A 23,816-nucleotide genomic window follows, 5' to 3' on the forward strand; every position below is an offset into this window, starting at 1 on the left:
GGATAATCTGGTCACTCGGCGCACCGACCCGCATCGGCGCGCACCCCCGACTGGAGGCACACCCATGAGAGGCAAGATCCTGTTGGCGACCGGGCTCGCCGTCGGATACGTGCTCGGCACCCGTGCCGGGCACGAGCGCTACGAGCAGATCAAGTCGGCCGCTGCAAGGTTCTGGCACGATCCGCGCGTGCAGAAGCAGGTGCACACCGCCGAGGACTTCGTGAAGGACAAGGCGCCCGACGTCGCCGGGTTCGTGGCCGACCAGGGCAAGAAGGTGGCCGCCCAGGTCACCGCCTCGAAGTCGGCGGGCAAGTCCGCCTCGAAGCCGCGCTCCGCGACCTCGACGTCATGAGCGACGCCGATCCCCGAGATCGGCGCGGCCTGTTCCGGCTGATCGCCGACCTGCCGAAGCTCGTCGTCGACCTGTTCCGGGCCGAGCTCGACTCGCTCAAGCGGGAGCTCATCGCCAAGCTCACGGCGATCGGGATCGGCGCGGGCCTCTTCGCGGCCGCGGCGCTCGTCGCGTTCTTCGCTCTCGCCGTGCTCATCGCCGCCGCCATCCTGGGGATCGCCGTGGCGCTCCCGGCCTGGCTGTCGGCGCTCATCGTCGGCGTCGCGCTCCTCCTCATCGCCGGGGTGCTCGTGCTCGTCGGCGTTTCGAATCTCAAGCGCGGTCTCCCGCCCGCGCCGACCGACACGATCGCGAGCGTCAAGCGCGACGTGGACGCGATCAAGGGAATCGGAAGGCGGTCCTGACCATGTCGGATGCATCACTCGACGCCCGCATCGCGTCCACCCGGGCGGAGCTCGAGGGCACGCTCGACGCCCTCGAGGACAAGCTCAACGTGCCGAAGCAGGCGTCGCTGCTCGCCGAGCGCGTGCGCGTCTCGTATTCGCGCAATCCGGTGCCGTGGATCATCGGGGCCACGGCCGCCGCGATCGCCGTCGCGGGCACGATCGCGTGGGCGATCCTGAGCGACGATTAGACCGTCGCCGCACCGCGCGGCATCATGGGGGTCATGCCAGCCACCGACCGCGCCCTCGCCGGGTGGCGGGTGCTGGTGCCGCGGGGCGGCAAGTGGGGCGACGCCGTCGCCGCCACGTTGCGCGGGCTCGGTGCGATCCCGGTGATCGCGCCGCTCATCAACTTCGCGAGCACCGACGACCCGGATGCCCTCGCGCGCGCCCTCGAGCGGCTGACGACGGGGAGCTACGACTGGCTCGTGGTCACGAGCGCGACGACCGTCGACGTGCTCGTGAGCTCGGGCGTAGCGCTGCCCGAGCGCACGCGCGTCGCGGCGGTCGGTGAGACCACCGCGGCGGCCCTCGTGCTCGCCGGATACCACGTCGACTTCGTGCCGGAGGACAATTCCGCGCGCGGCCTCGTCAGGGAGTGGGACTCCGGCGCGACGGGCAGCGTGCTCGTGCCGCAGTCCGACATCGCCGAGCCGACCCTCGTGGCGGGTCTCGCCGACCGCGGCCTCGACATCGAGTACGTCGCCGCGTACCGCACCGTGGGCGTGCCGGTCGCCGACAGCGTGCGAGCGGATGTCGCATCCGGTCGCATCGGCGCGTTGCTCGTCACGAGCGGCAGCGTCGCGCGGCAGATCGCCGAGCAGCTCGCGCCGCTGCCCGAGGCGACCGTGGTCGCGTGCATCGGCCCGCGCACGGCGTTCGACGCCCGCGGCGCGGGGCTCACCGTGCACGCGATCGCCGAGTCCCGCTCGGCGGACTCCCTCGTCGAGTCCCTCGTCGACTTCGTCGCCGGGCGCTGAACCGCGGGCTCAGACCCCCGGTCTCTCGGGCCCCGGTCGGCGGAAATAGAGCGCGTCCACGGTGAACAGGGCCGCGATCTCCGCCGGGTCGTTGCTGCGCCAGGCCCGCTCGTACCCGCGCACCCCGGTCTCGATCGCCGCGCGATCGGCGGCATCCGTTGTCGTCATGCTCGGAACGGTAACGGCATCCGCCGACGCGCCGGCCGCGGACGACCGGTCTGCAACGTTCAGGCGGAGACGACGAGGTTGATGACGAGCAGCGCGCCGCCGATGAGCGGCAGCAGTCCCTGCAGCACGGCCGCGCGCGCGAGCCGCGGGTTGGAGAGCACGAGCACGGTCGCCGCGAGCACCATCGAGAGCGCGCCGAACAGCGCGAGGGCCGCGCCCGCGAAGCTCACGCCGCCGCTGAACAGGAACACGATGCCCGCGAACACCTCGATCGCCAGGAAGCCGTTGTAGAAGCCCTGGTTGTAGGCCATCGGGCGCACCGTGTCGGCCTCCTCCTGCGAGCGGATGCCGAACCGGCGCCACGTCGTCGGCACCGTCCACGACAGCGACTCGAGCCAGAAGATGTACACGTGCACGAGGCCGGCCAGGCCGAGGAAGACGGATGCGGTGACGAGCAGAGCGGACATCCGTTCAGTGTCCCACGGCGCGATCGCGCCGCCGCACGGCTCGGCCGCCGATCGCGCCGCCGCACGGCTCGGCCCGCGATCGCGCCGATGCCGTGCGCGTCACCCGCGCCGACGCCTCAGCCTGCGATCGCGACGACCGTGCGTCCGCGCACCCCGCCGGCGAGGATCCGCTGCGCGACCGCCCCCGCCTCGTCGAGCGGCACCGTCGCCGTGATGCGGTCGAGCAGAGCCGGCTCGAGGTCGGTCGCGAGCCGCTGCCACGCGGCCCGCCTCCGCGGCTCGGGGCAGTAGACCGAGTTGATGCCGACGAGCGAGACGCCGCGCAGGATGAACGGCATCACCGTGGCCGGGAGGTCCGAGCCGCCGGCGAGCCCGCACGCCGCGACGACCCCGTCGTACTCGGTCTGCGCGAGCGCGTTCGCGAGCGTCACGCCGCCGACCGAGTCGATGACGGCGCTGAACCGCGGCGTCCGCAGCGGCCTGCCGGGCTGTGCGAGCTCCGCCCGGTCGATGACGGTCGCGGCGCCGAGCGCGCTCAGGTAGCCGCCCTCGGCATCCGCTCGGCCGGTGGATGCCGTGACCCGGAAGCCGAGCCGCGCGAGCAGCGCGATCGCGAGCGAGCCGACGCCGCCCGCCGCGCCCGTGACGAGCACCGGCAGGCCGCCGTCCGGCGCGGAGCCGGAGATCGCGGCGCGCTCCTCGACCGCGAGCACCGCGAGCATCGCCGTGAAGCCCGCGGTGCCGATCGCCGCGGCCTGCCCGTTCGATAACGACTCGGGCACCGGCACGAGCCAGTCCGCGTCGACGCGGGCGCGCTCGGCGAGGCCGCCGTCGCGCGTCTCGCCGAGACCCCAGCCGTTCACGAGCACGCGGTCGCCGACGGATGCGGTTCCGCCCGCCGCGCCCACCCCCGGCTCCGTCGCTGCCACCGTGCCGACGAGGTCGATGCCGGCGACGAGCGGGAACGAGCGCACGACGCCCGGACGGCCGGCGAGCGCGAGCCCGTCCTTGAAGTTGACGCTCGAGTGCGTCACGTCGATGGTCACGTCGCCGGGCGCGAGTTCCGCATCCGTGCGCTCGGCGAGCGCCGCCGGCGCCCCCTTCTCCGGGACGATCCAGGCACGCCAGCTCATGGCGCTATCCAAGCATCGCGGGCGGCCGACCGGCCGCGGGTTTCAGCCGAACAGCAGTCGGGCCTCGTCGTAGCGGTCGTCGGGCACGGTCTTCAGCGCGCCGAGCGCCTCGGTGAACGGCACGGTCACGATGTCGGTGCCGCGCAGCGCGACCATGTGCCCCCACTGCCCGCTCATCGCGAGGTGCAGTGCGGCCATGCCGAGGCGGGTGGCGAGCACGCGGTCGTAGGCGCTCGGCGTGCCGCCGCGCTGCACGTGCCCGAGCGTCGTGGCGCGCGTCTCGATGCCCGTGCGCTCCTCGATGAGGGGCGCGAGCAGCTCGCCGATGCCGCCGAGACGCGGACGACCGAACGCGTCGAGGCCGCGCTCGGAGTGCGCGTCGTCCATGGTGTCGAGGCTGAAGCCCTCGGCGACCACGACGAGCGGCGCGCGGCCGCGCGACCGGGCCGACTCGACCCAGCCGACGATCTGATCGAGCGGCGTCTTCCGCTCCGGGATGAGGATGGCGTGCGCCCCGGCGGCCATGCCCGAGTGCAGCGCGATCCAGCCGACGTGGCGCCCCATCACCTCGGCGATCATGCAGCGGCCGTGGGCGTCGCCCGTGGTGCGCAGCCGGTCCATGGCGTCGACCGCGATCTGCACGGCGGTGTCGAAGCCGAACGTGTAGTCGGTGGCGGAGAGGTCGTTGTCGATCGTCTTGGGCACGCCCACGATCCGCACCCCCTCATCCGTGAGCCGCTTCGCCGCGGCGAGGGTGCCCTCGCCGCCGATCGCGACGAGCGCGTCGATGCCGTGGGCCGCCATGACCTCGTTCACCCGCGCGACGCCGCCGCCCTCGAACGGATTGGTGCGGCTCGTGCCGAGGATCGTGCCGCCGAGCTTGTGGATGCCGATGATCTCGCGGCGGCCGATGGGCATCACGTCGCCCTGCGTCACGCCGCGCCAGCCGTCGCGGAAGCCGACGAAGTCGTCGCACTGCCCGGTCTGCTGGCCGGTGTAGACGATGCCGCGGATGACCGCGTTGAGACCCGGGGCGTCGCCGCCGCTCGTGAGGATGCCGATCTTCACGGTGCCATCATGCCGCATGCACATCGCGCGACCCGGCCTCGTCATCGCGGGTCATCTGTGCACAACTCCTATCGGTGGACAGCGGTGCGCCGCTACAGTCGCGTCGTCCAGGCACCATCCAGCTTGAGGAGCCCCCCATGACCGCCTACTCGCCCGAGCCCACCCCGCCCGCGACGCCGGGTACGCCCGTCCCCCCGCCCGTCGGCGTCGACTACCCGGGCAAGACGCTCGGCATCGTCGGCCTCGTGCTCGCGTTCGTCTTCGCGATCGCCGGGCTGATCGTCAGCATCATCGCCCAGAACCAGTCGAAGGCCGCGGGTTACAAGAACACTCCCGCGAAGGTCGGACTCATCCTGAGCATCGTGTTCATCGTGCTCTGGATCCTGTTCTGGGTGCTCTGGGCCGTCATCTTCGCGGCAGCGCTCGGCTCGGGCTACGTGACGACGTACTGACCGCGCGGCGGGTCGAGCGACGCGCTGGCGGCGGCGCCGGCCCCGGGTCGAGCGGCGCGCTGACGGCGGCGGGTCGAGCAGCGGCCCGCGGCCCGTTTCGTCTGCTGCGTCCGGCGTTCCGGCCTAGGCTCGCCGCATGACCCTGCCCGCCGAGGCCTCGTCCACTGCGGCCGCTGCGTCCGCTGCGGCGCCGGCCGCGTCGTCGTCGGCGGCCGCTGCGGCACCGTCGACGGCAGCGTCGGCTCGCACGGAATACCGTCCGGCCGAGCCCGTCGACCTGCTCGCGACTCTCGCGCCACTGCGGCGCGGCGCGTACGACCCGACGTTCCGCGTCGAGGGGCGCGCGGTGTGGCGCGTCACGCGCACGCCGCACGGCGTCGCGACGCTGCACCTGGAGCAGCGCACGGATGCCGTGGTCGCCACCGCGTGGGGATCCGGCGCGGAGTGGGCGGTGGCATCCGTTCCGGCGCTCCTCGGTCGCGACGACGACTGGTCGGCGCTCGACGTGTCGGCGCACCCCGTGCTCGTCGAGGCGCGCCGGCGCCGCCCGGGGCTGCGCCTCACGCGCACCGGCATCGTGTGGGAGTCGCTCGTGCCCGCGATCCTCGAGCAGAAGGTCACGAGCGGCGAGGCGCAGCGCGCCTGGCGCACGCTCGTGCGCCGGCACGGGGAGCGGGCGCCGGGGCCGGCGCCCGACGGGATGCGGGCGTGCCCGCCGGCATCCGTCGTGCGGCGCATCCCGTCGTGGGAGCTGCACCGCGCGGGCGTGACGCCGCAGCGCGCGGCGACGCTGATGCGCGCGGCGGCCGCCGCGGACGGGCTCGAGCGCACGATCGCTCACGCGGGGCACGCCGCGGAAGCACGGCTGCGCACCGTGCTCGGCATCGGCGTGTGGACGGCCGCCGAGACGCTGCAGCGCTCGCACGGCGACCCGGACCGGCCGAGCGTCGGCGACGCGCACCTGCCGGCCGCGGTCGGCTGGGTGCTCGCCGGGCGGGTGGTCGACGACGACGGCATGCTCGAGCTGCTCGCGCCGTGGGCGGGGCAGCGCCAGCGCGTGATGCGCCTCGTCGAGGCCACGGGCATACGCCCCCCGCGCCGCGGCCCGCGCTTCGCCCCGCCCGTGCACCGCAGCCGCTGACCCAGCGCTGCCCGCGCCCTGGCCGCGCGCTGGCCCACTCGCTGAGGGGGCGCATCCTGCTGTTATGTGGCGCGCTATTCCCGCGAGAGGCGTCCCCTCAGCGCCGCCGCCGCAGCGCCAGCGCAGCAGCAGCACCACACCAGCGCAGCAGCGGCGCACCTCAGCGGCGGGCGAGCACCTGGAGCACGCGGCGCACGAGTTCCTCTGCGTCGCGAAGGTCGTCGGAATTGAGCTCGATGACGAACCAGCCCGCCGACTCGAGCGTCTGGCGTCGTGTCATGTCGCGCCGCCGCTGGGCCGGGTCGGCGTGGTACTCGCCCTGGTATTCGATGGCCACCATCCGATCGGGCAGCGCGAGGTCGATCCGGAAGCGCCGGCCGCGGATGACGACCTCGTGGTTCGCCGACAGCCCGCGGATGCCGGCCGCACTCAGCAGCACGCGCAGGATGGACTCGCGTCGCGACTCGCTCCGCTCATCGATGAGCGGGAGCGCCGCGCGGAGCATCCGGATGCCCCGGCGCACTCCCGAGGTGCGAACGGCGTGCCTCAGAGCATCCCGGGTGCTGAGGGGCAGACGCCAGTGCACGAGGTAGTCGCCGACCGCGACGAGGTCGGCGAGCGAGAGCAGGGCACCCAGATCGCACCAGGTGCGCGACGGAGAGGTGACCCGGATGCCGTGGCGATGGGCGAGCTCGCGGTCGCCGACGGTGAGCGAGCGGCCGGCGATGCCGCGCCCGCGCGGTGCGCGCTCGGGATCCGGGCGGGCGATGTCGATCTCGATGCGTCGCTCCCAGCGCCGATCGAGGGGCGCGCCCCACAGCAGGGCCGCCGACGGTCCGCACACGAACGCGTCGTCGGGCACGGCGAGGAGCGCCGCTCGGCACCGGTCGGCGAATTCGCCGAGGTGTGCCGGTAGCCGCACTCCGTGAAACGGATGCGCGAGGTCGCTCGCGCGCAGGCGTGCGGGCGGGAGCGCCATCCGTTCGGCGTCGGCGACGCGGAACGGTGCGGCGGCGAGTTCAGTGGGGAGGGGCCGGGGTGTGCGCATGTGCGCACCTTGCGCCCGTCACCGGGCCGCCCAGGCTCGCCCGTCCCATCTGTGCACAATCCCGCATTGTGGATCGTTGGGGGGCGCGCGGTGTGGATCGTTGAGGGGACGCATTCTGTCGCTCTGGCACGCCCCATAACGACAGAATGCGCCCCCTCAGCGGGGAAGAGGGCCAGGGGAAGAGGGCCAGGGTCAGGGGAGGGGGAGCTCCAGCGCCCGGTCGAAGGCCGTGCGGCCGCCGACCTCGACGAAGCCGTCGGGGAGCACGCGCGTGAAGAGCTCCGCGCCGAGACCCTGCACGATCGCGAGATCCCGGCCGAGCACGGATGTCAGGCGCACGGCCGCCGCGCCCGTCGCCTGATCCTCGAGGATGCCCATCGACCGCGCGAACATCCGCGCGCGGAGGCGGCCGTCGGGCATCGTCGCCCACAGGTAGTGCGTGCCCTCGGTGAACGCGTGGGGGTCGAGGGCGTCGACGGCCGCGGCATCCGGCAGCTCGCTGAACGCGAAGTCGGGGGTCCACTCGGCGCGTCCGGCGATCCAGGTCAGCTCACCGTCCGCGCGCACGGCGACCCGGCCGGCGGCGACGTCGAGCGCCACGAGCGGCGTGCCCTGCGACGCCGCCCACCAGGCGGCGCCGACACACGGATGCCCCGCGAACGGCAGCTCCCCGGCCGGCGTGAAGATGCGCATCGACGCGACCCCGTCCGCGATGCCGCTCACGAACACCGACTCGCTGAACCCGAGGACGGCGGTGATCTCCTGCTCGCGGCCCGCTGGCCACTGCCTGATCACGCCGAGCTCGTTGCCGAGGCCGCCCGCGGCATCCGTGAACACCCGCACGACGTCGACTTGTACCGCTCCGCTCATGCCCTCGACGATCCCGCGCGGACCCGTTGTCGACAAGATGCCAATCGCCGATCCGCGGTCGCGCGGGTCGCTAGCGTGACCGCGTGCACATGATCTTCCGCACCCTTTACTGGCTGATCCGCAGCCGTCGCGGCGGTCGCCTCGGCGCGCACGACGTGGGCCGCATCCGGATGCGCGCCCGGCTCACCGACATCGACACGCTCGGTCACATCAACAACGGCAACTACCTCGGGCTCATGGACCTCGGACGGGTCGACCTCCTGATCCGCGCCGGCCTGTGGCGACGGATGATGCGGCTGCGCGTTTACCCCGTGGTCGCGAGCTCGACCATGACGTACCGGCGCTCGATCGATCGCGGGCAGGCGTTCACGCTCGAAACCCGCATCGCCGGTTACGACGAGCGCGCGGTGTATCTCGAACAGCAGTTCGTCGTCGACGGCGAGGTGTGGGCGCGCGGCGTCGTGCGCGGGCGGTTCCTGCGGCGCGGCGGGGGCACCGTGTCGACGGCCGAGCTCGCGGAGCTGCTCGGCGTCGACCCGGGCGAGCGGGTACTGCCCGAGTGGGTCGCGCGCTGGGCAGCGGATGTCGCGCTCCCGTCGACGCGCCAGCCCGCCCCGGCGGATTGGGGCGCCTGAGTCGGGAGCGCCCCGCGCGGCCGGACTCGCGGGTCGGGCGCCTGCGGGTCGGGCGCCTGCGGGTCGGGCGCCTGCGGGCCGGCGCCGGTCGGACGCCGCGGCGACGCCAGGGCGACGCCGGGCGACGCCGGGCGACGCCGGGCCGGGCCGCGAGACTGCGTCGGGCGCCCGCGAGACCGCGTCAGGCGCCCGCGGGCCAGTATGGGAACACGCCGTCGGGGTCGACCCGCCGGCGCACCGCGTCGAGGTGCGTGCGGACGTCCGCGGGCCAGGCCGCGTCGACCGGCGCGCCGGCGAAGTTGATCGTCGTCTCGGCGGAGATCCAGGGGGCGAGCGCCGCGAGCACCGCGTCGGTCGCGGCCGCGACCTCGCCCTCGACGCCGGGCTGCATCAGGCTGCCGATGAGCGCGAGCGTGAAGCCGGCGCCGCGTCCGCCGACCGCGGAGCCGGCCGGGACGTCCTCGTGCGTCGCCGCGCCGAGATGACGCAGCTCCACGGCGACGAGCCGGAGCTCCTCGCCGGGACCCGCGACGTCGAGCAGCGCCTCGACGGCATCCGCATCCAGGAGGTCGAGCATCGCGCCCGTCGTTGTGCTCGCGCCCGGGTCGGTCGGGTCGTTGTGGATGCTCGCGACCTCGTCGAGCCGCAGCGGTCGCACGGTGTCGGCGAGCGCGGGCGCGACGGCGCGCAGCGGCGCGATCAGGCGCTCGCCCTCGGACGCCGCCGCCGGGTAGGCGACCCGCAGCGCGAGCAGCGTCTGCCCGCGCAGGAACGGCGGCAGCTGCTCGATCGGCGGGAAGCGCACGATCGCGACGCTCGTCGAGAGCTCCGGCGGGGCATCCGTCGTGAGCGCGGCCCAGGCGCGCAGCACGGGCGCGATCGCCTCGGTCGGGAACAGGATGTTGCCGCCGTACAGCTCGGGCATCGGCACGAGGTCGATCGTGATCGAGACGACGACGCCGAGTCCGCCCTTGCCGCCACGGAGGGCCCAGAGCAGCTCGGCATCCGCGTCGGCGCTCGCCTGGACGATGTCGCCCGTCCCGGTCACGACGGTCGCCGAGCGCACGAAATCCGAGGAGAAGCCGTGGCTGCGGGCGAACGGGCCGAGGCCGCCGCCGAGCAGGTAGCCGACCACGCCGACGGTCGGCGCGGACCCCGCGATGGGCGCGAGACCGTGCGGCGCCGCGGCCGCGACGACGGATGCCCAGCTCGCCCCGCCGCCGACCGTCGCGGTGCGCGCGTCGGCGTCGACGGAGACGGAGTCGAGACGCCCGGTCGTGATGACGACGCCATCGCCGATCGCCGCGTGCGAGCCGTGCCCGGTCGCGAGCACGCGCACCGGCAGTCCGGCGTCGCGGGCGAACCGCACAGCGGCGGCGACGTCAGCCGCATCCGTCGCGCCGACCACGACCGCGGGCGTGTGGGTGTGCGCGCGGTTGAAACCCTCGAGCTCCTCGGCGAAGCTCGGCTCGCCGGGCACCAGCACGGGACCCGACACGGCGGAGCGCAGAGCGTGGACATCGAGAGGGGCAGCATCGACCATGGCGCCGAGCGTACTGAGCACGGCCGACACCGCGGTAGCACGTCGAGAGCGGGTCGGCCGGGCAGCGGGTCGGCCGGGCAGCGTCAGCCGGCCTGGAGCACCGCCATCGCCGCGTTGTGCCCGCCGATGCCGCTCACCGCGCCGCCGCGCTGCGCGCCCGACCCGCACAGCAAGATGCGCGGCCACGCCGTCGCCACGCCCCACTGCTGGGCCGGGGTCGCGAGCTCGGCGTCGTCCTCGGCGAACGGCCACGCGAGCGGGCCGTGGAAGATGTTGCCGCCGGGCATCGCGAGCGCGCGCTCGAGGTCGCGCGTCGTCTTCGTCTCGATCGCCGGCCGGCCGTCGGCGTCCGTGAGCAGCAGCGGCTCGATCGGCTCGCCGAGCACGGCGTCGAGCGAGTCGAGCGCTGCGCGCTGGAGCACGGATGCCGCATCCGCTCCGCCCTGCAGCGCGTCGGGCACGTGCAGCCCGAACACCGTGATGGTCTGTGCGCCGCTCGCTCGCAGCTCCGGGCCGAGGATCGACGGGTCGCTCAGCGAGTGGCAGTAGATCTCGAGCGGCAGCGGCTCGGGCACCGTGCCCGCGGACGCGGCGTCGTACGCGCTCTGCAGCTGCGACCAGGTCTCGTTCACGTGGAAGGTGCCGCCGAACGCCTGCGCCGGGTCGACGGATGCGTCGCGCAGCGCCGGCAGGCGGGACAGGAGGAGGTTGACCTTGACCTGTGCGCCGAGCGCGCTGTGCTCGCGAGGACCGGCGGTCTCGGCTGGTCGAGGAGTGCCCGAGCGTGGCGAGGACGCGTCTCGAGACCACTCGGTCGACGACGGGGCTGTGGTGGTTTCGGGACGCCGGCTCGCTGCGCTCGCGGGCTCCTCAACCGGCGGGAAAGGGTGCTCGTCGGCGGTCTCGGCTGGTCGAGGAGTGCCCGAGCGTGGCGAGGACGCGTCTCGAGACCACTCGGTCGACGACGGGGCTGTGGTGGTTTCGGGACGCCGGCTCGCTGCGCTCGCGGGCTCCTCAACCGGCGGAAGTGCGGGCTCCTCAACCGGCGGGTGCGCGGGCTCCTCAACCAGCGGATGAGGCTGGTACTCGGTCGGCGGGTGCGTCACGAGAGAGGCGAGCACCGCGGGCGCGACGTTGGCGAGGACGACGTCGCCGTGCACCGTCCGCTCCGCGCCGCGGAGCCGCACCGTGACGTCGCCGTCGGGCGTGATCGCGGTGACCTCGGCATCCGTCTCGAGCCGGGCTCCGGCGCGACGGGCGGCACGCGCGAGCTCGCCGGTGACCGCGCCCATGCCGCCGACCGGAACGTCCCAGTCGCCGGTGCCGCCGCCGATGACGTGGTAGAGGAAGCACCGGTTGCCGGCGAGCGTCGGGTCGACGTTCGGGGCGAACGTGCCGATGAGCGCGTCGGTGAGCGCGACGCCGCGCACGAGGTCGTCGGCGAACTCGCGTTCGATCGTCGCGCCGATCGGCTCGTCGACGAGCGTCGCCCACGCGGTGTCGTCGGCGACGAGCGCGCGGGCCTCGCTGCGCCGCAGCAGCGGCTCGGTCACGGTCGGGAACAGCGCCTGCGCGAGGCGCGACGTGCGGTCGTAGAAGCGCGTCCAGGCGAGAGCCTCGCTGCCGAGCGAGGTCGGGTCGAGCGTGTCGACGAGCAGGCCGGTGTCGGTGCCGGGCCGCGGCGTGTAGGACGAGTAGCGCCGCCGCACCAGCCGGATGTCGAGCCCGAGATCGTGGACGATGCGCTGCGGCAGCAGCGACACGAGATACGAGTACCGCGAGAGCCGCGCGTCGAGCCCCGGGAACGCGGGCGCGGATATCGCGGCGCCGCCGAGCACGCTCGAGCGCTCCAGCAGCAGCACCGAGCGGCCGGCGCTCGCGAGGTAGGCGGCGGCGGTGAGCCCGTTGTGGCCACCGCCGACGATGACGACGTCGTGGTGCTCGGTCACGTGCGCGCGTCGGCTCGGTCGTCGACCCGCTCGTCGGCCGCGGATGCCTCGGCCCGCGCGACCTCGGCCCGCGCGACCTCGGGCCCCGCGACCTCGGGCCCCGCGACCCTGCCGGCCCCGGATGTCTCGGACCCCTCGACGTCGGCCGCCTCCGCGGCCTCGCACGCGGCATCCGTCGCCGGTTGGAGCGCCTCGAGCACCCGCTCGGAGGCGGCTCCGATGGCGGCGAGCTGCTCCGGGGTGACGAGATCGAAGAACAGCCGGCGCAGCGTGGGGCCGTGCTCCCGCGTCGCGCGCAGAGCCGCCCGGCCGCCCGCCGGCGTGATCCCGACCCAGGTGCCGCGGGCATCCGATGCGCAGTCGCGGCGCTCGACGAGCCCGCGGCGCTCCATCCGGCTCACCTGGTGCGAGACGCGGCTCTTCTCCCACAGCAGCGTGCGGCCGAGGTCGCCGACGCGCAGCTGGCGATCGGGTGCCTGGAGCAGAGAGATGAGCACGGCGTAGTCGGCGCCGGAGATGTCGGCGTCCCGCTGCAGCTGGTTCTCGAGGGCGAGGTCGAGGCCGCGGCGCATGTCCGTGAAGGCGCGCCAGATCGCCCACTCATCGGAGCTCACCGGCGAGGCAGCGTGCGGGCTGTCGACCATGGCGACGATTCTAAGTCGGGCGATGCGTCCTCCACCGGGAACCGGCGAGCCCGGCCAGCACGCTGCGCACCGCGACGATGGCCGGGCGGTCGGCGCTCGAGAGCCGCGCGCTCGTGAACACGTCGCGGTGCGGCCGGCCGGGCAGCGAGACGAGCGCGACCGTCGGCGCGTCGACGCCCCACACCAGGTCGGGCAGGATCGCGCACGCGTTGCCGGACTCGACGAGACGGATGTGCGCCTGCAGGTCCGCGGTCTCGAACCGCACGTCGGGCTCGAACCCGGCCTGACGGCAGACCTGCTCGGCGAAATGGCGGCTCGCCGTGCCGCGCGGTTCCATCGCCCAGGGCAGGTCCGCGGCATCCGTCAGCGAGGGCGCGCCGGCGAGGCGCAGCTCGTCGCGCAGCAGCGGCACGCGGTCGAGCTCGGGCTGGCGCGGGGCGGTGTGCGCCGGGTACTGCTCGGCGACGACGAGGTCGAAGTCGCGTGCCCACACCTCGAAGAGCGCGTGCTCGGGTTCGCGCTGCACGACCTCGACGCGGAGCGACGGATGCCGCTGCCGCAGCTCGGTGAGCGCCCGCGGCAGCAGGCCGAGCACGGCCGACTGGAACACGGCGAGGCGCACGGTGCCGCCGACCGCGGTCGTCGCGCCGACGAGCTCGGACTCCATGAGCTCGACGCGCTCGAGCAGGGCCGCGGTGTGCTCGACGAGCACCTCGGCCGCGGGAGTGAGCTGCAGGCGACGTCCGACGCGGGTGAGCAGCGCGACGCCCGCCTCCCGTTCGAGCAGGGCGAGCTGCTGCGACACGGCCGACGGCGAGAACGACAGCGCGGCGGCGACAGCGCCGACCGTGCCGCGCAGCTTGAGCTCGCGGAGCAGGCGGAGGCGGCGCAGGTCGAGCATCCGCCCATTGTGAAGCATCACTGAACAGAATCGTGCGAAAAGAATCGCTTCTCCTGAACGGATGCGACGGCGCAGACTGGCCCCATGACGAATCCCGAACGCCGAGTGGCCCTGGATCGCGGGTCGCACGGGCCGAACACCCGCGATCCAGGGCAGCTCGGCGTCGTGGCAGGGGAGCAGGCGGATCGCGCAGCGCGGACCATCGCGACCGTGCAGCGCTGGCTGCGGGAGAGCGCCGACGCGCCGGCCGACCCCAGCGCGGCACGCCTCGCGGGCGTGCTGCGCGACCCCGCGGGCCTCGACTTCACGATCGGCTTCGTCGACCGCGTGGTGCGCCCGGAGGACCTCCGCGTCGCAGGCCGCGAGCTCGGGCGGCTCGCCCGTCGCATCCCGCGCTTCCTGCCGTGGCACCTGCGCGCCCTCATCGCGCTCGGCGGGGCGGTCGCGCCGGCCCTGCCGTGGCCGGTCGTGCCGATCGCGCGCGGCGTGCTGCGACGGATGGTGGGTCACCTCGTGATCGACGCGAGCGACGCGAAGCTGGGCGCCGCCATCGCCCGCCTGCGCACGGGTGACGCGACCCCGGGCGCGGCGGGCGCCGCATCCGTGCGTCTCAACGTCAACCTGCTCGGCGAGGCCGTGCTCGGGCAGGCGGAGGCCGATCGCCGTCTCGCGGGCACGCGGGCGCTGCTCGCGCGCGACGACGTCGACTACGTCTCGATCAAGGTGTCGAGCATCGTGAGCCAGCTCTCGATGTGGGCCTACGACGAGACCGTGGCGCAGGTCGTGGAGCGCCTCACCCCGCTCTACGAGCTGGCCGCCTCCGCTCCGACGCCGAAGTTCATCAACCTCGACATGGAGGAGTACAAGGACCTCGATCTCACCATCGAGGTCTTCACGCGCCTGCTCGACCAGCCGCAGGTGCACGAGCTCGAGGCGGGCATCGTGCTGCAGGCCTACCTGCCCGATGCGCTCGGCGCCCTGCAGCGCCTGACCGGATGGGCGCGGGCGCGGCGCGCGGCCGGCGGCGCGAGCATCAAGGTGCGGGTCGTCAAGGGCGCGAACCTCGCCATGGAGCACGTCGACGCGACCGTGCACGGCTGGCCGCTCGCGACCGTCGGCAGCAAGGTCGAGGCGGATGCGAACTACAAGCGCGTGCTCGACTGGGCGCTCACGCCCGAGCGCGCCGACGCGGTGCGCATCGGCGTCGCGGGTCACAACCTGTTCGACGTCGCGCACGCCTGGCTGCTCGCGATCGACCGCGGCGTCGAGTCGCGCGTCGAGTTCGAGATGCTGCTCGGCATGGCGACCGGGCAGGCGCGGGCGGTGCGGCGCGACGTCGGCGGCCTGCTGCTCTACACGCCCGTGGTGCACCCGCGCGAGTTCGACTCGGGCGTCGCGTACCTCATCCGCCGGCTCGAGGAGAACGCGAGCCCGGACAACTTCATGTCGGCCGTGTTCGACCTGGACGATCCGGCGTTCTTCGCTCGCGAGCGCGACCGGTTCCTCGCGTCGCTCGCGGCGCTCGCCGAGGAGGGCGTGGCCGCCCCCGCCCCGAACCGCACGCAGGATCGCACCGCCGTGGCGACCATCGCCGAGCTGTCGGGCACCGACTTCGCCAACGAGCCCGACACCGATCCGGCGCTCGCCGCGAACCGCGCCTGGGGGCGCGCCGTGCTCGGGCGCGTCCCCGGCTCGACCCTCGGCGCCGACACGATCGCCGCGGCGCGCGTGACGACGACGGATGCGGTCGAGCGCCTCGTGGCGGACGCGCGCGCGGCATCCGTCGGCTGGTCCGCCCGCGGCGCCGCCGAGCGCGCGGCGCTGCTGCACGCGGCGGGGGAGACGCTCGCCGCCTACCGCGGGCGCCTCGTCGAGGTGATGGCGGCGGAGACCGGCAAGATCATCGCCGAGGGCGACGTCGAGGTGAGCGAGGCGATCGACTTCGCCCACTACTACGCGGGACGCGCGATCGAGCTCGAGCGCGTCGAGGGCGCACGGTTCGAGCCGGCCCGGCTCATCGTCGTCGCGCCGCCGTGGAACTTCCCGGTCGCGATCCCCGCCGGCGGCGTCCTGGCGGCGCTCGCGTCGGGCGCGTCCGTCGTGCTGAAGCCCGCGCCGCAGGCCCGCCGGTGCGCCGCGGTGCTCGTCGAGGCGCTCTGGGCGGCGGGCATCCCGCGCGAGGTGCTCACGCTCGTCGACGTGGCCGAGGGCGAGCTGGGGCGCCGGCTCATCGCGCATCCGGCGGTCGGCCGCGTGATCCTCACCGGGGCGTACGAGACGGCCGAGCTGTTCCGCTCCTGGCGCCCCGACCTGCCGCTCGTCGCCGAGACGAGCGGCAAGAACGCGATCGTCGTGACGCCCTCGGCCGACCTCGACCTCGCCGTCGCGGATGTCGTGAGAAGCGCGTTCGGACACGCCGGCCAGAAGTGCTCGGCCGCATCCCTCGTCATCCTGGTCGGGTCGGTGGCCCGGTCGGAGCGGTTCCGCCGGCAGCTCGTCGACAGCGTGCGCACGCTGCGTGTCGGGCCGGCATCCGATCCGCTCACGCACCTGGGTCCGGTCATCGAGGCGCCGCGCGGCAAACTGCTGCGCGCGCTCACGACCCTCGAGCCGGGGCAGTCGTGGCTCGTCGAGCCCCGCCCGCTGCCTGGGCCGCCCGCGGTGCCCGGGCCCCGCCCGCTGCCCGAGCCTGTCGACGGTGCCGCGGCCGGCGGCCGGCTCTGGACCCCCGGCATCCGCCTCGGGGTCGCGCCGGGCAGCGAGTTCCACCTCACCGAGTACTTCGGGCCCGTGCTCGGCATCATGACGGCGGCGACGCTCGACGAGGCGATCGCGCTGCAGAACGCGCCCGCGTACGGGCTCACCGCCGGGCTGCACTCCCTCGACCCGGACGAGGTCGCGCACTGGCTCGACAACGTCGAGGCCGGCAACCTCTACGTGAACCGCGGCACGACCGGGGCGATCGTGCGGCGCCAGCCGTTCGGCGGCTGGAAGCGCTCGACGGTCGGCGCCTCGGCGAAGGCCGGCGGGCCGAACCACCTCCCGACGCTCGGCTCGTGGCACGCGGTGCCGGCCGCCCCGGCCGACTCGTTCGACGCCGAGGGGCTCGGCCCGCTGATCGCCCGGCTGCTCGACGACGCCGCCCCCGAGCTCTCGTTCGACGACTTCGACGTCGTGCGCCGCGGGGCCCGGAGCGACCGGGCGGCCTGGGACGCGGAGTTCGGCGTCGCCCGCGACGTCTCGGCGCTCGGCGTCGAGCGCAACGTGCTGCGCTACCGGCCGTTCGAGGGCGCCGTGCGGGTGCGGCTGAGCGAGCGCGGGATGCTGCGCGACCTCGTGCGCGTGCTCGCGGCGGCTCTGCTCGCGGGCGCGGCGGTCGAGGTGTCGTCGGGCATCCGGATGAGCGGCGCACTCGCGCGGCTCCCCGTCGAGATCGAGACGGATGCCGCGTTCCGGGCGCGCGTCGCGCGCGAGGCGCCCGGTCGCATCCGTCTCATCGGCGGGGACGCGCGAGCGCTCGCCGTGGCGCTCGGCGGGCGTGCCGACGTCGCCGTGTACGCCGACGAGGTCACGACCGCGGGGCGGGTGGAGCTGCTGCCGTTCCTGCGCGAGCAGGCGATATCGATCACGAGCCACCGCTTCGGCAACCCGTACCCGCCGTTCGAAGCCCTCCTGCCCGGCGACCTCGTCGGCTGAACGAGGAGGCGCGCCGGCGGCGTCTCGCTGGTGGCTGGGGGAGGCGCGCCGGCGCCCGTGGCCGGCCTTCCCCGCCAGCGGGTCGGGGCAGGATGGAGCCATGGCATCCGCTCCGCTCGCACCCCTCATCCCGCTCGACGACGGCCGCTCGATCCCGCAGCTCGGCCTCGGCACCTGGCCGCTCAAGGACCGCGAGGCCGAGGAGGCGGTCGCGACCGCGATCGGCCTCGGCTACCGGCACATCGACACGGCGGCGAAGTACGGCAACGAGCGCGGTGTCGGCCGCGGCGTGCGCGGCGCCGGCGTGCCGCGGGAGGAGCTCTTCGTCACGACGAAGCTCGACGGCGGCTACCAGGGCGACGACCGGGCGATCGCGGGCCTCGAGGACAGCCTCGAGCGGCTCGGCCTCGACTACGTCGACCTGCTGCTCATCCACTGGCCGCTGCCGAAGCGCGGGAAGTTCGCGAGCACCTTCCGCACCTTCAAGAAGCTGCAGGATGCCGGGCTCACCCGCTCGATCGGCGTCAGCAACTTCAAGCCCGCGCACCTGCGCACCCTCATCGACGGCACGGGGCTCACCCCGGCGGTCAACCAGATCCAGCTCGACCCGACCATCACGCGCGAGGACCACCGCGCGTTCGACGCCGAGCACGGCATCGTCACGAGCTCGTGGTCGCCGCTCGGCGGCGGGGCCGGCGCGACGGACCTGCTCGCGCATCCGCTCATCACCGGCATCGCCTCGCGGCTCGACGTGACGCCCGGCCAGGTCGTGCTGCGCTGGCACGTGCAGGCCGGGCTCGTGCCGATCCCCAAGTCGAAGAACCCGGAACGGATGCGGCAGAACCTCGACGTGTTCTCCTTCGACCTGAGCGCCGCCGACCTCGAGCAGCTGGCAACGCTCGCGCTCGGCCCCGGCGCGGGCGTGGACTCGGACCGCACCGGCCACTGAGCCCGGCCGGCGCGCGCAGCCCGTACCATCGAGGTACACCGGTCCGACGATCGGTGAACCGGGTTGGGGGACCCATGCAGCCGACGAGCAGGTCGCAGCAGGTCGCGACGGCCGAGCACACCGTGCCCGAGATCGAGGCCGTGCGCGACGGCATCTGGGCGCTCCCGATGCCGCTGACCCGCGGGCGGCTGCCGTACAGCTTCGCCTACGCGATCGCCGACGAGGCGGGCGGCGTGCACATCGTCGACCCCGGGTCCGACTCCGAGGACAACTGGGGCGCGCTGCGGTTCGCGCTGTCGACGATCGGCTTCCGGGCGCGCCACGTGCGGAGCGTCGTCGTGAGCCACATGCATCCCGATCACATCGGCATGGCCGGCCGGTTCACGTCGCGCGGCGTGCCGCTCGGCCTGCACCGCGCCGAGCAGGAGGCGCTCGACGAGACGCTGCGCGTGGGCCACGACGTCGACTACTCCGACCGGTTCGAGCGCTGGGGCGTGCCCGAGCACCGGCGGGCCGAGCTCGCGCGCGCGATCCCGACGGCGCTCGTGGACGCGCCGCCGCCGCCCGCCGACGTGCTCCTCGAGGACGGCGACCGCCTCGACATCGCGGGCCGCGACGTGCGGGTGATGCACGTGCCCGGGCACACCTCGGGCTCGCTCGCGCTCGTCATCGACGACGAGTGCCTGGTGATGACCGGCGACACCGTGCTGCCGACGGAGAATCCCGGAATCGGCCTCGGCGGTCGCTCGGACAGCAATCCGATCGCCGACTACGAGCGCTCGCTCGCGCGCCTCGCGGCCCTCGGCGACTACGAGGTGCTTCCGGGACACGGATTCCGCTTCCGCGGCCTCGCCACGCGGTGCGCGCAGCTCGCGGCCCACCACCGATCGCGCGGCGATCAGGTGCGCGCGGCGGCGGAGGCCGACCCGGCGGCCACCGTGTGGGAGCTCGCGAGCCGCATCGAGTGGACGGGCGGCTGGGAGAACCTGCACGGCGCGACCGCGTTCAGCGCGGTCGGCCAGACGGCGATGCACCGCGAGCTGCTCGGCGCCCCGTCCTGAGCTGCGCGGGCCACCCCGCTCAGTCGCTCGTGCGGTGGATGAGGCGGCTGAGCACGATGGCGCTGCGGGTGTGGTCGACGTTCGGGGCGAGGCGCACGCGTTCGAGGGCGTCCTCGAGCGAGGGGATGTCGCGCGACCGCATGTGCACGATGGCATCCGCCGAGCCCGTGACGGTGCCGGCGTCGACGACCTCCGGCACGCTCGACAGGATGCGGCGCAGCTCGTCGGGCGCCACGGTGCCCCGGCAGAACAGCTCGACGTAGGCCTCGGTGCCCAGCCCGTCGACCGCCGGGTCGACCTGGATGGTGAAGCCGCGGATGACCCCGTCGGCCACGAGCCGGTCGACGCGCCGTTTGACCGCGGATGCCGACAGCCCGACCACGTCGCCGATGTCGCCGTAGCCCGCGCGGGCGTTCAGGCGGAGCTGGTCGATGATGCCGTAGTCGAGAGCGTCCATGGACCGAGCCTATCGGCGATTTCTTGCGTGCACGCCGAGTTACGCGCCGGAACACTGCGCACCGGGCACGACAACCCCGGATCGGTGCGTGTGAGACTGGGCGGCATGACGTTGACCGAGCCCGCCGCCACCCTGCCCGCCCGATCCGCGACGACGCGCACGGTGCTCATGTGCCGCCCCGATTTCTTCACCGTGTCGTACCGCATCAACCCCTGGATGCACCCGCAGCAGCCGACCGACACCGCGCTCGCGGTCGCGCAGTGGGAGACGCTGCACCGCACCTACCTCGACCTCGGCTTCGACGTGCGCCTCATCGACCCGATCGAGGGACTGCCCGACATGGTCTACGCCGCGAACGGCGGTTTCGTGGTCGACGGCATCGCGTACGGCGCCCGCTTCACCTACCCCGAGCGCCAGCCCGAGGGCCCCGCCTACATGGACTGGTTCCGCGCGGCCGGCCTCGATGTGCGCGAGCCGGCGGAGGTGAACGAGGGCGAGGGCGACTTCCTGCTCGTCGGCGACCGCATCCTGGCCGGCACGGGGTTCCGCAGCGCGTCCGACTCGCACGCGGAGGTCGCGAGCATCTTCGGCCGCGAGGTCGTCAGCCTCCAGCTGATCAACCCGAGCTTCTACCACCTCGACACGGCGATCGCGGTGCTCTCCTCCGACGGCCCCGACGCGAACATCGCCTATCTGCCGAGCGCGTTCGACGAGCGCTCGCTCGGCATCCTGCGCGAGCTGTTCCCGGATGCGGTGCTCGCGACCGAGGAGGACGCCGCCTGGCTCGGCCTGAACAGCTTCAGCGACGGCCACAACGTCGTCATCGCGAGCCGCGCCACGACGTTCGAGCGCGACCTGCGCGCGCGCGGCTACAACCCGATCGGCCTCGACCTCTCGGAGCTGCTGCGCGGCGGCGGCGGCGTGAAGTGCTGCACCCTGGAGCTCCGCCGATGACGCGCCACGACACCCTCCACCCGACCGAGGTGGTCGACGCGCGAACGGCGCCGGCCGCCCCTTCGGACGACGCAACCGGAGTCGACCCCGCCTACACCGAGCACCTCGCCCACAACTACCACCCGCTCCCCGTCGTCGTCAGCCACGGCGAGGGCGCCTGGGTGACGGATGTCGACGGCCGCCGCTACCTGGACTGCCTCGCCGCGTACTCCGCGGTGAACTTCGGGCACGGGCATCCGGTGCTCGTCGCGGCGGCGAGGGAGCAGCTCGACCGGATCACGCTCACGAGCCGCGCGTTCCACAACGACCGGCTCGGGCCCTTCGCGGCGGAGCTCGCGGCGCTCGCCGGCAAGGACATGGTGCTGCCGATGAACACGGGCGCCGAGGCGGTCGAGTCGGGCATCAAGGTCGCGCGCGCGTGGGGCTATCGGGTGAAGGGCGTCGCTCCCGAGCGCGCCGAGATCGTCGTCATGGACGGCAACTTCCACGGCCGCACGACGACGATCATCAGCTTCTCGAACGACCCGGAGGCGCGGGCCGATTTCGGTCCGTACACGCCGGGGTTCGTCTCCGTGCCGTACGGCGACGCGGATGCCATGGCCGCCGCGATCACGCCGGACACGGTCGCCGTGCTCGTCGAGCCCATCCAGGGCGAGGCCGGCATCGTCGTGCCGCCCGCGGACTTCCTGCCGCGTGTGCGGTCGATCACGCGTGACGCGAACGTGCTGCTCATCGCGGACGAGATCCAGTCGGGCCTCGGCCGCACGGGTGCGACGTTCCAGTGCGACAACGTCGGCGTCGTGCCCGACCTCTACCTGCTCGGCAAGGCGCTCGGCGGCGGCATCGTGCCGGTGTCGGCGGTCGTCGGCGACGCCGACGTGCTCGGCGTGCTGCGGCCCGGCGAGCACGGCTCGACGTTCGGCGGCAACCCGCTCGCGGCGGCGGTCGGACTCGCGGTCGTGCGGATGCTCGCGACGGGTGAGCCGCAGGCGCGGGCGCGCGAGCTCGGCGCCGTGCTGCGCGTGGGGCTCGAGTCGCTCGTCGGGCGGGGCGTGCTGCGCACGCGCGGCGCGGGCCTGTGGGTCGGCGTCGACATCGATCCGTCTCTCGCGACCGGGCGGCGCGTGTGCGAGCTGCTCGCCGGGCGCGGCGTGCTCGTCAAGGACACGCACGGCAGCACCATCCGCTTCGCGCCGCCGATCGTCGCGACCGAGCACGACCTGCGCTTCGCGGTCGACCAGCTCGCCGCGGTGCTCGACGAGCTGCGCGCCTGACCCGCCCTCGTTGGTCGAGGAGCGCGCGACGGAGTCGCTCGCGTCTCGAGACCATCAGTGATCCCGCCCTCGTTGGTCGAGGAGCGCGCGACGGAGTCGCTCGCGTCTCGAGACCATCAGTGATCCCGCCCTCGTTGGTCGAGGAGCGCGCGACGAAGTCGCTCGCGTCTCGAGACCATCGGGGGCTCTGGGGTGGGTGGTCTCGAGACGCCGGCTCGCTGTGCTCGCGGGCTCCTCGACCAGCGGAGGGATCGGGCCCCCGCCCCCGCTGGTCGAGGAGCGCGCGGCGCGGAGGGATCGGGCCCCCGCCCCCGCTGGTCGAGGAGCGCGTGACGAAGTTGCTCGCGTGTCAATGGCCAATTCGAACTGCCCGTGGGTGGTCAGCAGAGTTGCCCGCTGGTGGCCACGGGAACTGCCCGGTCATGGCCAACAGATCTGCCCACCAGGGATTGGTGGCGTCGGCCATGAAGCAGTCGTGCGCGGTTAGCTCATCTTGGTGACTCCGTTTCCGGCGAGGGCTTGGGTGAGCCGGATCGAGTCGCCCGAGGTTTGGCAGATGTGCGCGTGGTGGAGCAGCCGATCGACGGTCGCGGTCGCGAGGGTCTTGGGCATGAGCTCGTCGAACCCTGCGGGGTGCAGGTTGGAGGAGATCGCGATGGAGCGTTTCTCGTATGCGGCGTCGACGAGCCGGTAGAGGCCTTCGGCGGCGTCGGCTCCAACGTCGAGCAGGCCTATGTCGGCTCTTCGCAATCAAGGGGGTAGGTGGGTAGCGCGTCGTGGGTCGGAACGGGGTCGAGGTCTTCCAGGATGGAAGTTCTTCACGCTCACCATCCGAGAAAGACCTCGACGTGTCCCACGCTACCTTCGCCCCTGCCGATCTGACTGTCTTCTGCCGCCTTGATGAGCTCGGCCTCGTCGTCGTGGGGCAGCGGATCGATGCGTTCTGCGCGGTTCTGGAGTGCCGGGTGGCTGATCCGGATCCGTGGTGCCAGCAGTGCGGGGCCGAGGGCGCATCCCGCGGGACGGACGTGCGCGTACTCGCGCACGTGCCGTTCGGCGGTCGGCCCACGACCTTGCTGGTGAGGGTGCCCCGCTGGCGGTGCACCGGCTGCGGACGCTCCTGGCGACAGGACATCGCGCAGGCAGCGGAGCCGAGATCGAAGCTGTCGCGAGGCGCGTTGGGCTGGGCGCTGGCCGCGCTGGTCGTGGACCACCTCACGGTCAGCCGTGTCGCGGCCCGACTCGGGGTGTCGTGGGCGACCGCGAACAAGGCCGTCCTCGACGAGGGCCGCAGGCTGCTGATCAGCGACCCGGACCGCTTCGATTCGGTCACCGTGATCGGCGTCGATGAGCACGCATGGCGGCACACCAGGCTCGGGGACCGCTACGTGACGGTAATCATCGACCTCACCCCGGTGAAGGAGCGCCGCGGCCCGGCCCGGCTGCTTGACATGGTCGAGGGCCGCTCCAAGGCCGTGTTCCGGAGCTGGCTGAACGCGCAGCCGCAGGCATTCCGGGACGGGATCGAGGTGGTCGCGATGGACGGGTTCACCGGATTCAAGACCGCCGCCGCCGAAGCGTTGCCGGACGCGGTGGAGGTGATGGACCCGTTCCATGTCGTCCAGCTCGCC

At 73.7% G+C, this 23,816-nt stretch carries 25 protein-coding genes; 13 read left to right on the forward strand and 12 right to left on the reverse strand.

What is annotated here, in order from left to right:
• Positions 1–64 precede the first annotated feature (64 nt).
• From QT381_RS09925 to QT381_RS09940, 4 genes are read left to right on the forward strand one after another with little or no spacing between them, the layout of a single operon-like run.
• Positions 65–352 (forward strand): hypothetical protein, encoded by a 288-nt coding sequence (locus QT381_RS09925; RefSeq protein ID WP_289248773.1) that lies wholly within the window; start codon positions 65–67, stop codon positions 350–352.
• Positions 349–756 (forward strand): phage holin family protein, encoded by a 408-nt coding sequence (locus QT381_RS09930; RefSeq protein WP_289248774.1) that lies wholly within the window; start codon positions 349–351, stop codon positions 754–756. The genes QT381_RS09925 and QT381_RS09930 overlap by 4 nt, the downstream gene beginning before the upstream one ends.
• A 2-nt stretch (positions 757–758) precedes the next feature.
• Positions 759–986 carry a DUF3618 domain-containing protein gene (locus QT381_RS09935; protein WP_289248775.1) on the forward strand — a complete coding sequence of 76 codons (228 nt, stop codon included), beginning with the start codon at positions 759–761 and terminating at the stop codon, positions 984–986.
• 33 nt (positions 987–1,019) lie between these two features.
• Positions 1,020–1,775: a uroporphyrinogen-III synthase gene (locus QT381_RS09940; RefSeq protein WP_289248776.1), complete on the forward strand. Its 756-nt coding sequence runs from the start codon at positions 1,020–1,022 to the stop codon at positions 1,773–1,775.
• Positions 1,776–1,784: 9 nt separating this feature from the next.
• Here the strand turns inward: QT381_RS09940 and QT381_RS09945 are convergent, their stop codons facing one another.
• The 4 genes from QT381_RS09945 to QT381_RS09960 form a co-directional block, all read right to left on the reverse strand.
• A complete protein-coding gene (locus QT381_RS09945; protein WP_289248777.1) occupies positions 1,785–1,943 on the reverse strand; it encodes a Cif family virulence factor in 159 nt (52 codons plus the stop codon).
• A gap of 59 nt (positions 1,944–2,002) precedes the next feature.
• On the reverse strand, positions 2,003–2,410 hold the full coding sequence (locus tag QT381_RS09950; RefSeq protein ID WP_289248778.1) for a DUF1304 domain-containing protein: 408 nt from the start codon (positions 2,408–2,410) through the stop codon (positions 2,003–2,005).
• A gap of 116 nt (positions 2,411–2,526) precedes the next feature.
• Positions 2,527–3,543: an MDR family oxidoreductase gene (locus QT381_RS09955; RefSeq protein ID WP_289248779.1), complete on the reverse strand. Its 1,017-nt coding sequence runs from the start codon at positions 3,541–3,543 to the stop codon at positions 2,527–2,529.
• A gap of 42 nt (positions 3,544–3,585) precedes the next feature.
• Positions 3,586–4,611, reverse strand: coding sequence for a 6-phosphofructokinase (locus QT381_RS09960; protein WP_289248780.1), 1,026 nt, complete (start codon positions 4,609–4,611; stop codon positions 3,586–3,588).
• A 137-nt stretch (positions 4,612–4,748) separates the two neighbouring features.
• Between QT381_RS09960 and QT381_RS09965 the strand changes: the two genes are divergently transcribed.
• Together QT381_RS09965 and QT381_RS09970 are read left to right on the forward strand one after the other, a co-directional pair.
• Positions 4,749–5,063, forward strand: a complete 315-nt coding sequence (locus tag QT381_RS09965; protein ID WP_289248781.1) for a DUF4190 domain-containing protein — start codon at positions 4,749–4,751, stop codon at positions 5,061–5,063.
• Positions 5,064–5,199: 136 nt separating this feature from the next.
• Positions 5,200–6,204 (forward strand): DNA-3-methyladenine glycosylase family protein, encoded by a 1,005-nt coding sequence (locus QT381_RS09970; protein ID WP_289248782.1) that lies wholly within the window; start codon positions 5,200–5,202, stop codon positions 6,202–6,204.
• A 160-nt stretch (positions 6,205–6,364) separates the two neighbouring features.
• Here the strand turns inward: QT381_RS09970 and QT381_RS09975 are convergent, their stop codons facing one another.
• On the reverse strand, positions 6,365–7,252 hold the full coding sequence (locus tag QT381_RS09975) for an endonuclease domain-containing protein (protein WP_289248783.1): 888 nt from the start codon (positions 7,250–7,252) through the stop codon (positions 6,365–6,367).
• A gap of 192 nt (positions 7,253–7,444) precedes the next feature.
• On the reverse strand, positions 7,445–8,122 hold the full coding sequence (locus tag QT381_RS09980) for a PhzF family phenazine biosynthesis protein (protein WP_289248784.1): 678 nt from the start codon (positions 8,120–8,122) through the stop codon (positions 7,445–7,447).
• Positions 8,123–8,211: 89 nt separating this feature from the next.
• Here QT381_RS09980 and QT381_RS09985 point away from each other — a divergent pair, with 89 nt between their 5' ends.
• A complete protein-coding gene (locus QT381_RS09985; protein ID WP_289248802.1) occupies positions 8,212–8,757 on the forward strand; it encodes an acyl-CoA thioesterase in 546 nt (181 codons plus the stop codon).
• Positions 8,758–8,938: 181 nt separating this feature from the next.
• On the opposite strand, the gene QT381_RS09990 is transcribed toward QT381_RS09985, so the two are convergent.
• The 4 genes from QT381_RS09990 to QT381_RS10005 all read right to left on the reverse strand — a co-directional run bounded on the left by QT381_RS09990 (position 8,939) and on the right by QT381_RS10005 (position 13,794).
• Positions 8,939–10,300, reverse strand: a complete 1,362-nt coding sequence (locus QT381_RS09990; RefSeq protein WP_289248785.1) for an FAD-binding oxidoreductase — start codon at positions 10,298–10,300, stop codon at positions 8,939–8,941.
• Positions 10,301–10,383: 83 nt separating this feature from the next.
• Entirely contained in the window at positions 10,384–12,249 is a 1,866-nt protein-coding gene (locus QT381_RS09995; RefSeq protein WP_289248786.1) for a phytoene desaturase family protein, read from the reverse strand.
• Positions 12,246–12,893 (reverse strand): MarR family winged helix-turn-helix transcriptional regulator, encoded by a 648-nt coding sequence (locus QT381_RS10000; RefSeq protein WP_289248787.1) that lies wholly within the window; start codon positions 12,891–12,893, stop codon positions 12,246–12,248. Before QT381_RS10000 ends, QT381_RS09995 begins: the two co-directional genes overlap by 4 nt.
• A 10-nt stretch (positions 12,894–12,903) precedes the next feature.
• A complete protein-coding gene (locus QT381_RS10005) occupies positions 12,904–13,794 on the reverse strand; it encodes a LysR substrate-binding domain-containing protein (protein WP_289248788.1) in 891 nt (296 codons plus the stop codon).
• Between the two features lie 84 nt (positions 13,795–13,878).
• Between QT381_RS10005 and QT381_RS10010 the strand changes: the two genes are divergently transcribed.
• The 3 genes from QT381_RS10010 to QT381_RS10020 all read left to right on the forward strand — a co-directional run bounded on the left by QT381_RS10010 (position 13,879) and on the right by QT381_RS10020 (position 19,500).
• Positions 13,879–17,490, forward strand: a complete 3,612-nt coding sequence (locus QT381_RS10010) for a bifunctional proline dehydrogenase/L-glutamate gamma-semialdehyde dehydrogenase (RefSeq protein WP_289248789.1) — start codon at positions 13,879–13,881, stop codon at positions 17,488–17,490.
• Between the two features lie 100 nt (positions 17,491–17,590).
• The gene (locus tag QT381_RS10015) at positions 17,591–18,439 is read left to right on the forward strand and encodes an aldo/keto reductase (protein WP_289248790.1); all 849 of its coding nucleotides are present in this window, start codon (positions 17,591–17,593) and stop codon (positions 18,437–18,439) included.
• Positions 18,440–18,513: 74 nt separating this feature from the next.
• On the forward strand, positions 18,514–19,500 hold the full coding sequence (locus QT381_RS10020; RefSeq protein ID WP_289248791.1) for an MBL fold metallo-hydrolase: 987 nt from the start codon (positions 18,514–18,516) through the stop codon (positions 19,498–19,500).
• Positions 19,501–19,519: 19 nt separating this feature from the next.
• On the opposite strand, the gene QT381_RS10025 is transcribed toward QT381_RS10020, so the two are convergent.
• Positions 19,520–19,957, reverse strand: a complete 438-nt coding sequence (locus QT381_RS10025; protein WP_289248792.1) for an Lrp/AsnC family transcriptional regulator — start codon at positions 19,955–19,957, stop codon at positions 19,520–19,522.
• Positions 19,958–20,062: 105 nt separating this feature from the next.
• Here QT381_RS10025 and ddaH point away from each other — a divergent pair, with 105 nt between their 5' ends.
• Both ddaH and rocD read left to right on the forward strand, forming a co-directional pair.
• A complete protein-coding gene (ddaH, locus tag QT381_RS10030) occupies positions 20,063–20,911 on the forward strand; it encodes a dimethylargininase (RefSeq protein ID WP_289248793.1) in 849 nt (282 codons plus the stop codon).
• Positions 20,908–22,185: an ornithine--oxo-acid transaminase gene (gene rocD / locus QT381_RS10035; protein ID WP_289248794.1), complete on the forward strand. Its 1,278-nt coding sequence runs from the start codon at positions 20,908–20,910 to the stop codon at positions 22,183–22,185. Before ddaH ends, rocD begins: the two co-directional genes overlap by 4 nt.
• A 483-nt stretch (positions 22,186–22,668) precedes the next feature.
• On the opposite strand, the gene QT381_RS10040 is transcribed toward rocD, so the two are convergent.
• A complete protein-coding gene (locus tag QT381_RS10040; RefSeq protein WP_289248795.1) occupies positions 22,669–22,935 on the reverse strand; it encodes an ATP-binding protein in 267 nt (88 codons plus the stop codon).
• Positions 22,936–23,033: 98 nt separating this feature from the next.
• On the opposite strand from QT381_RS10040, the gene QT381_RS10045 reads away from it, so the two are divergent.
• A partial coding sequence (locus tag QT381_RS10045) for an ISL3 family transposase (protein WP_289248796.1) occupies positions 23,034–23,816 on the forward strand: 783 nt, incomplete at its 3' end.

The organism is Galbitalea sp. SE-J8, from assembly GCF_030345695.1.
Classification (GTDB): Bacteria; Actinomycetota; Actinomycetes; order Actinomycetales; family Microbacteriaceae; genus JAUASV01.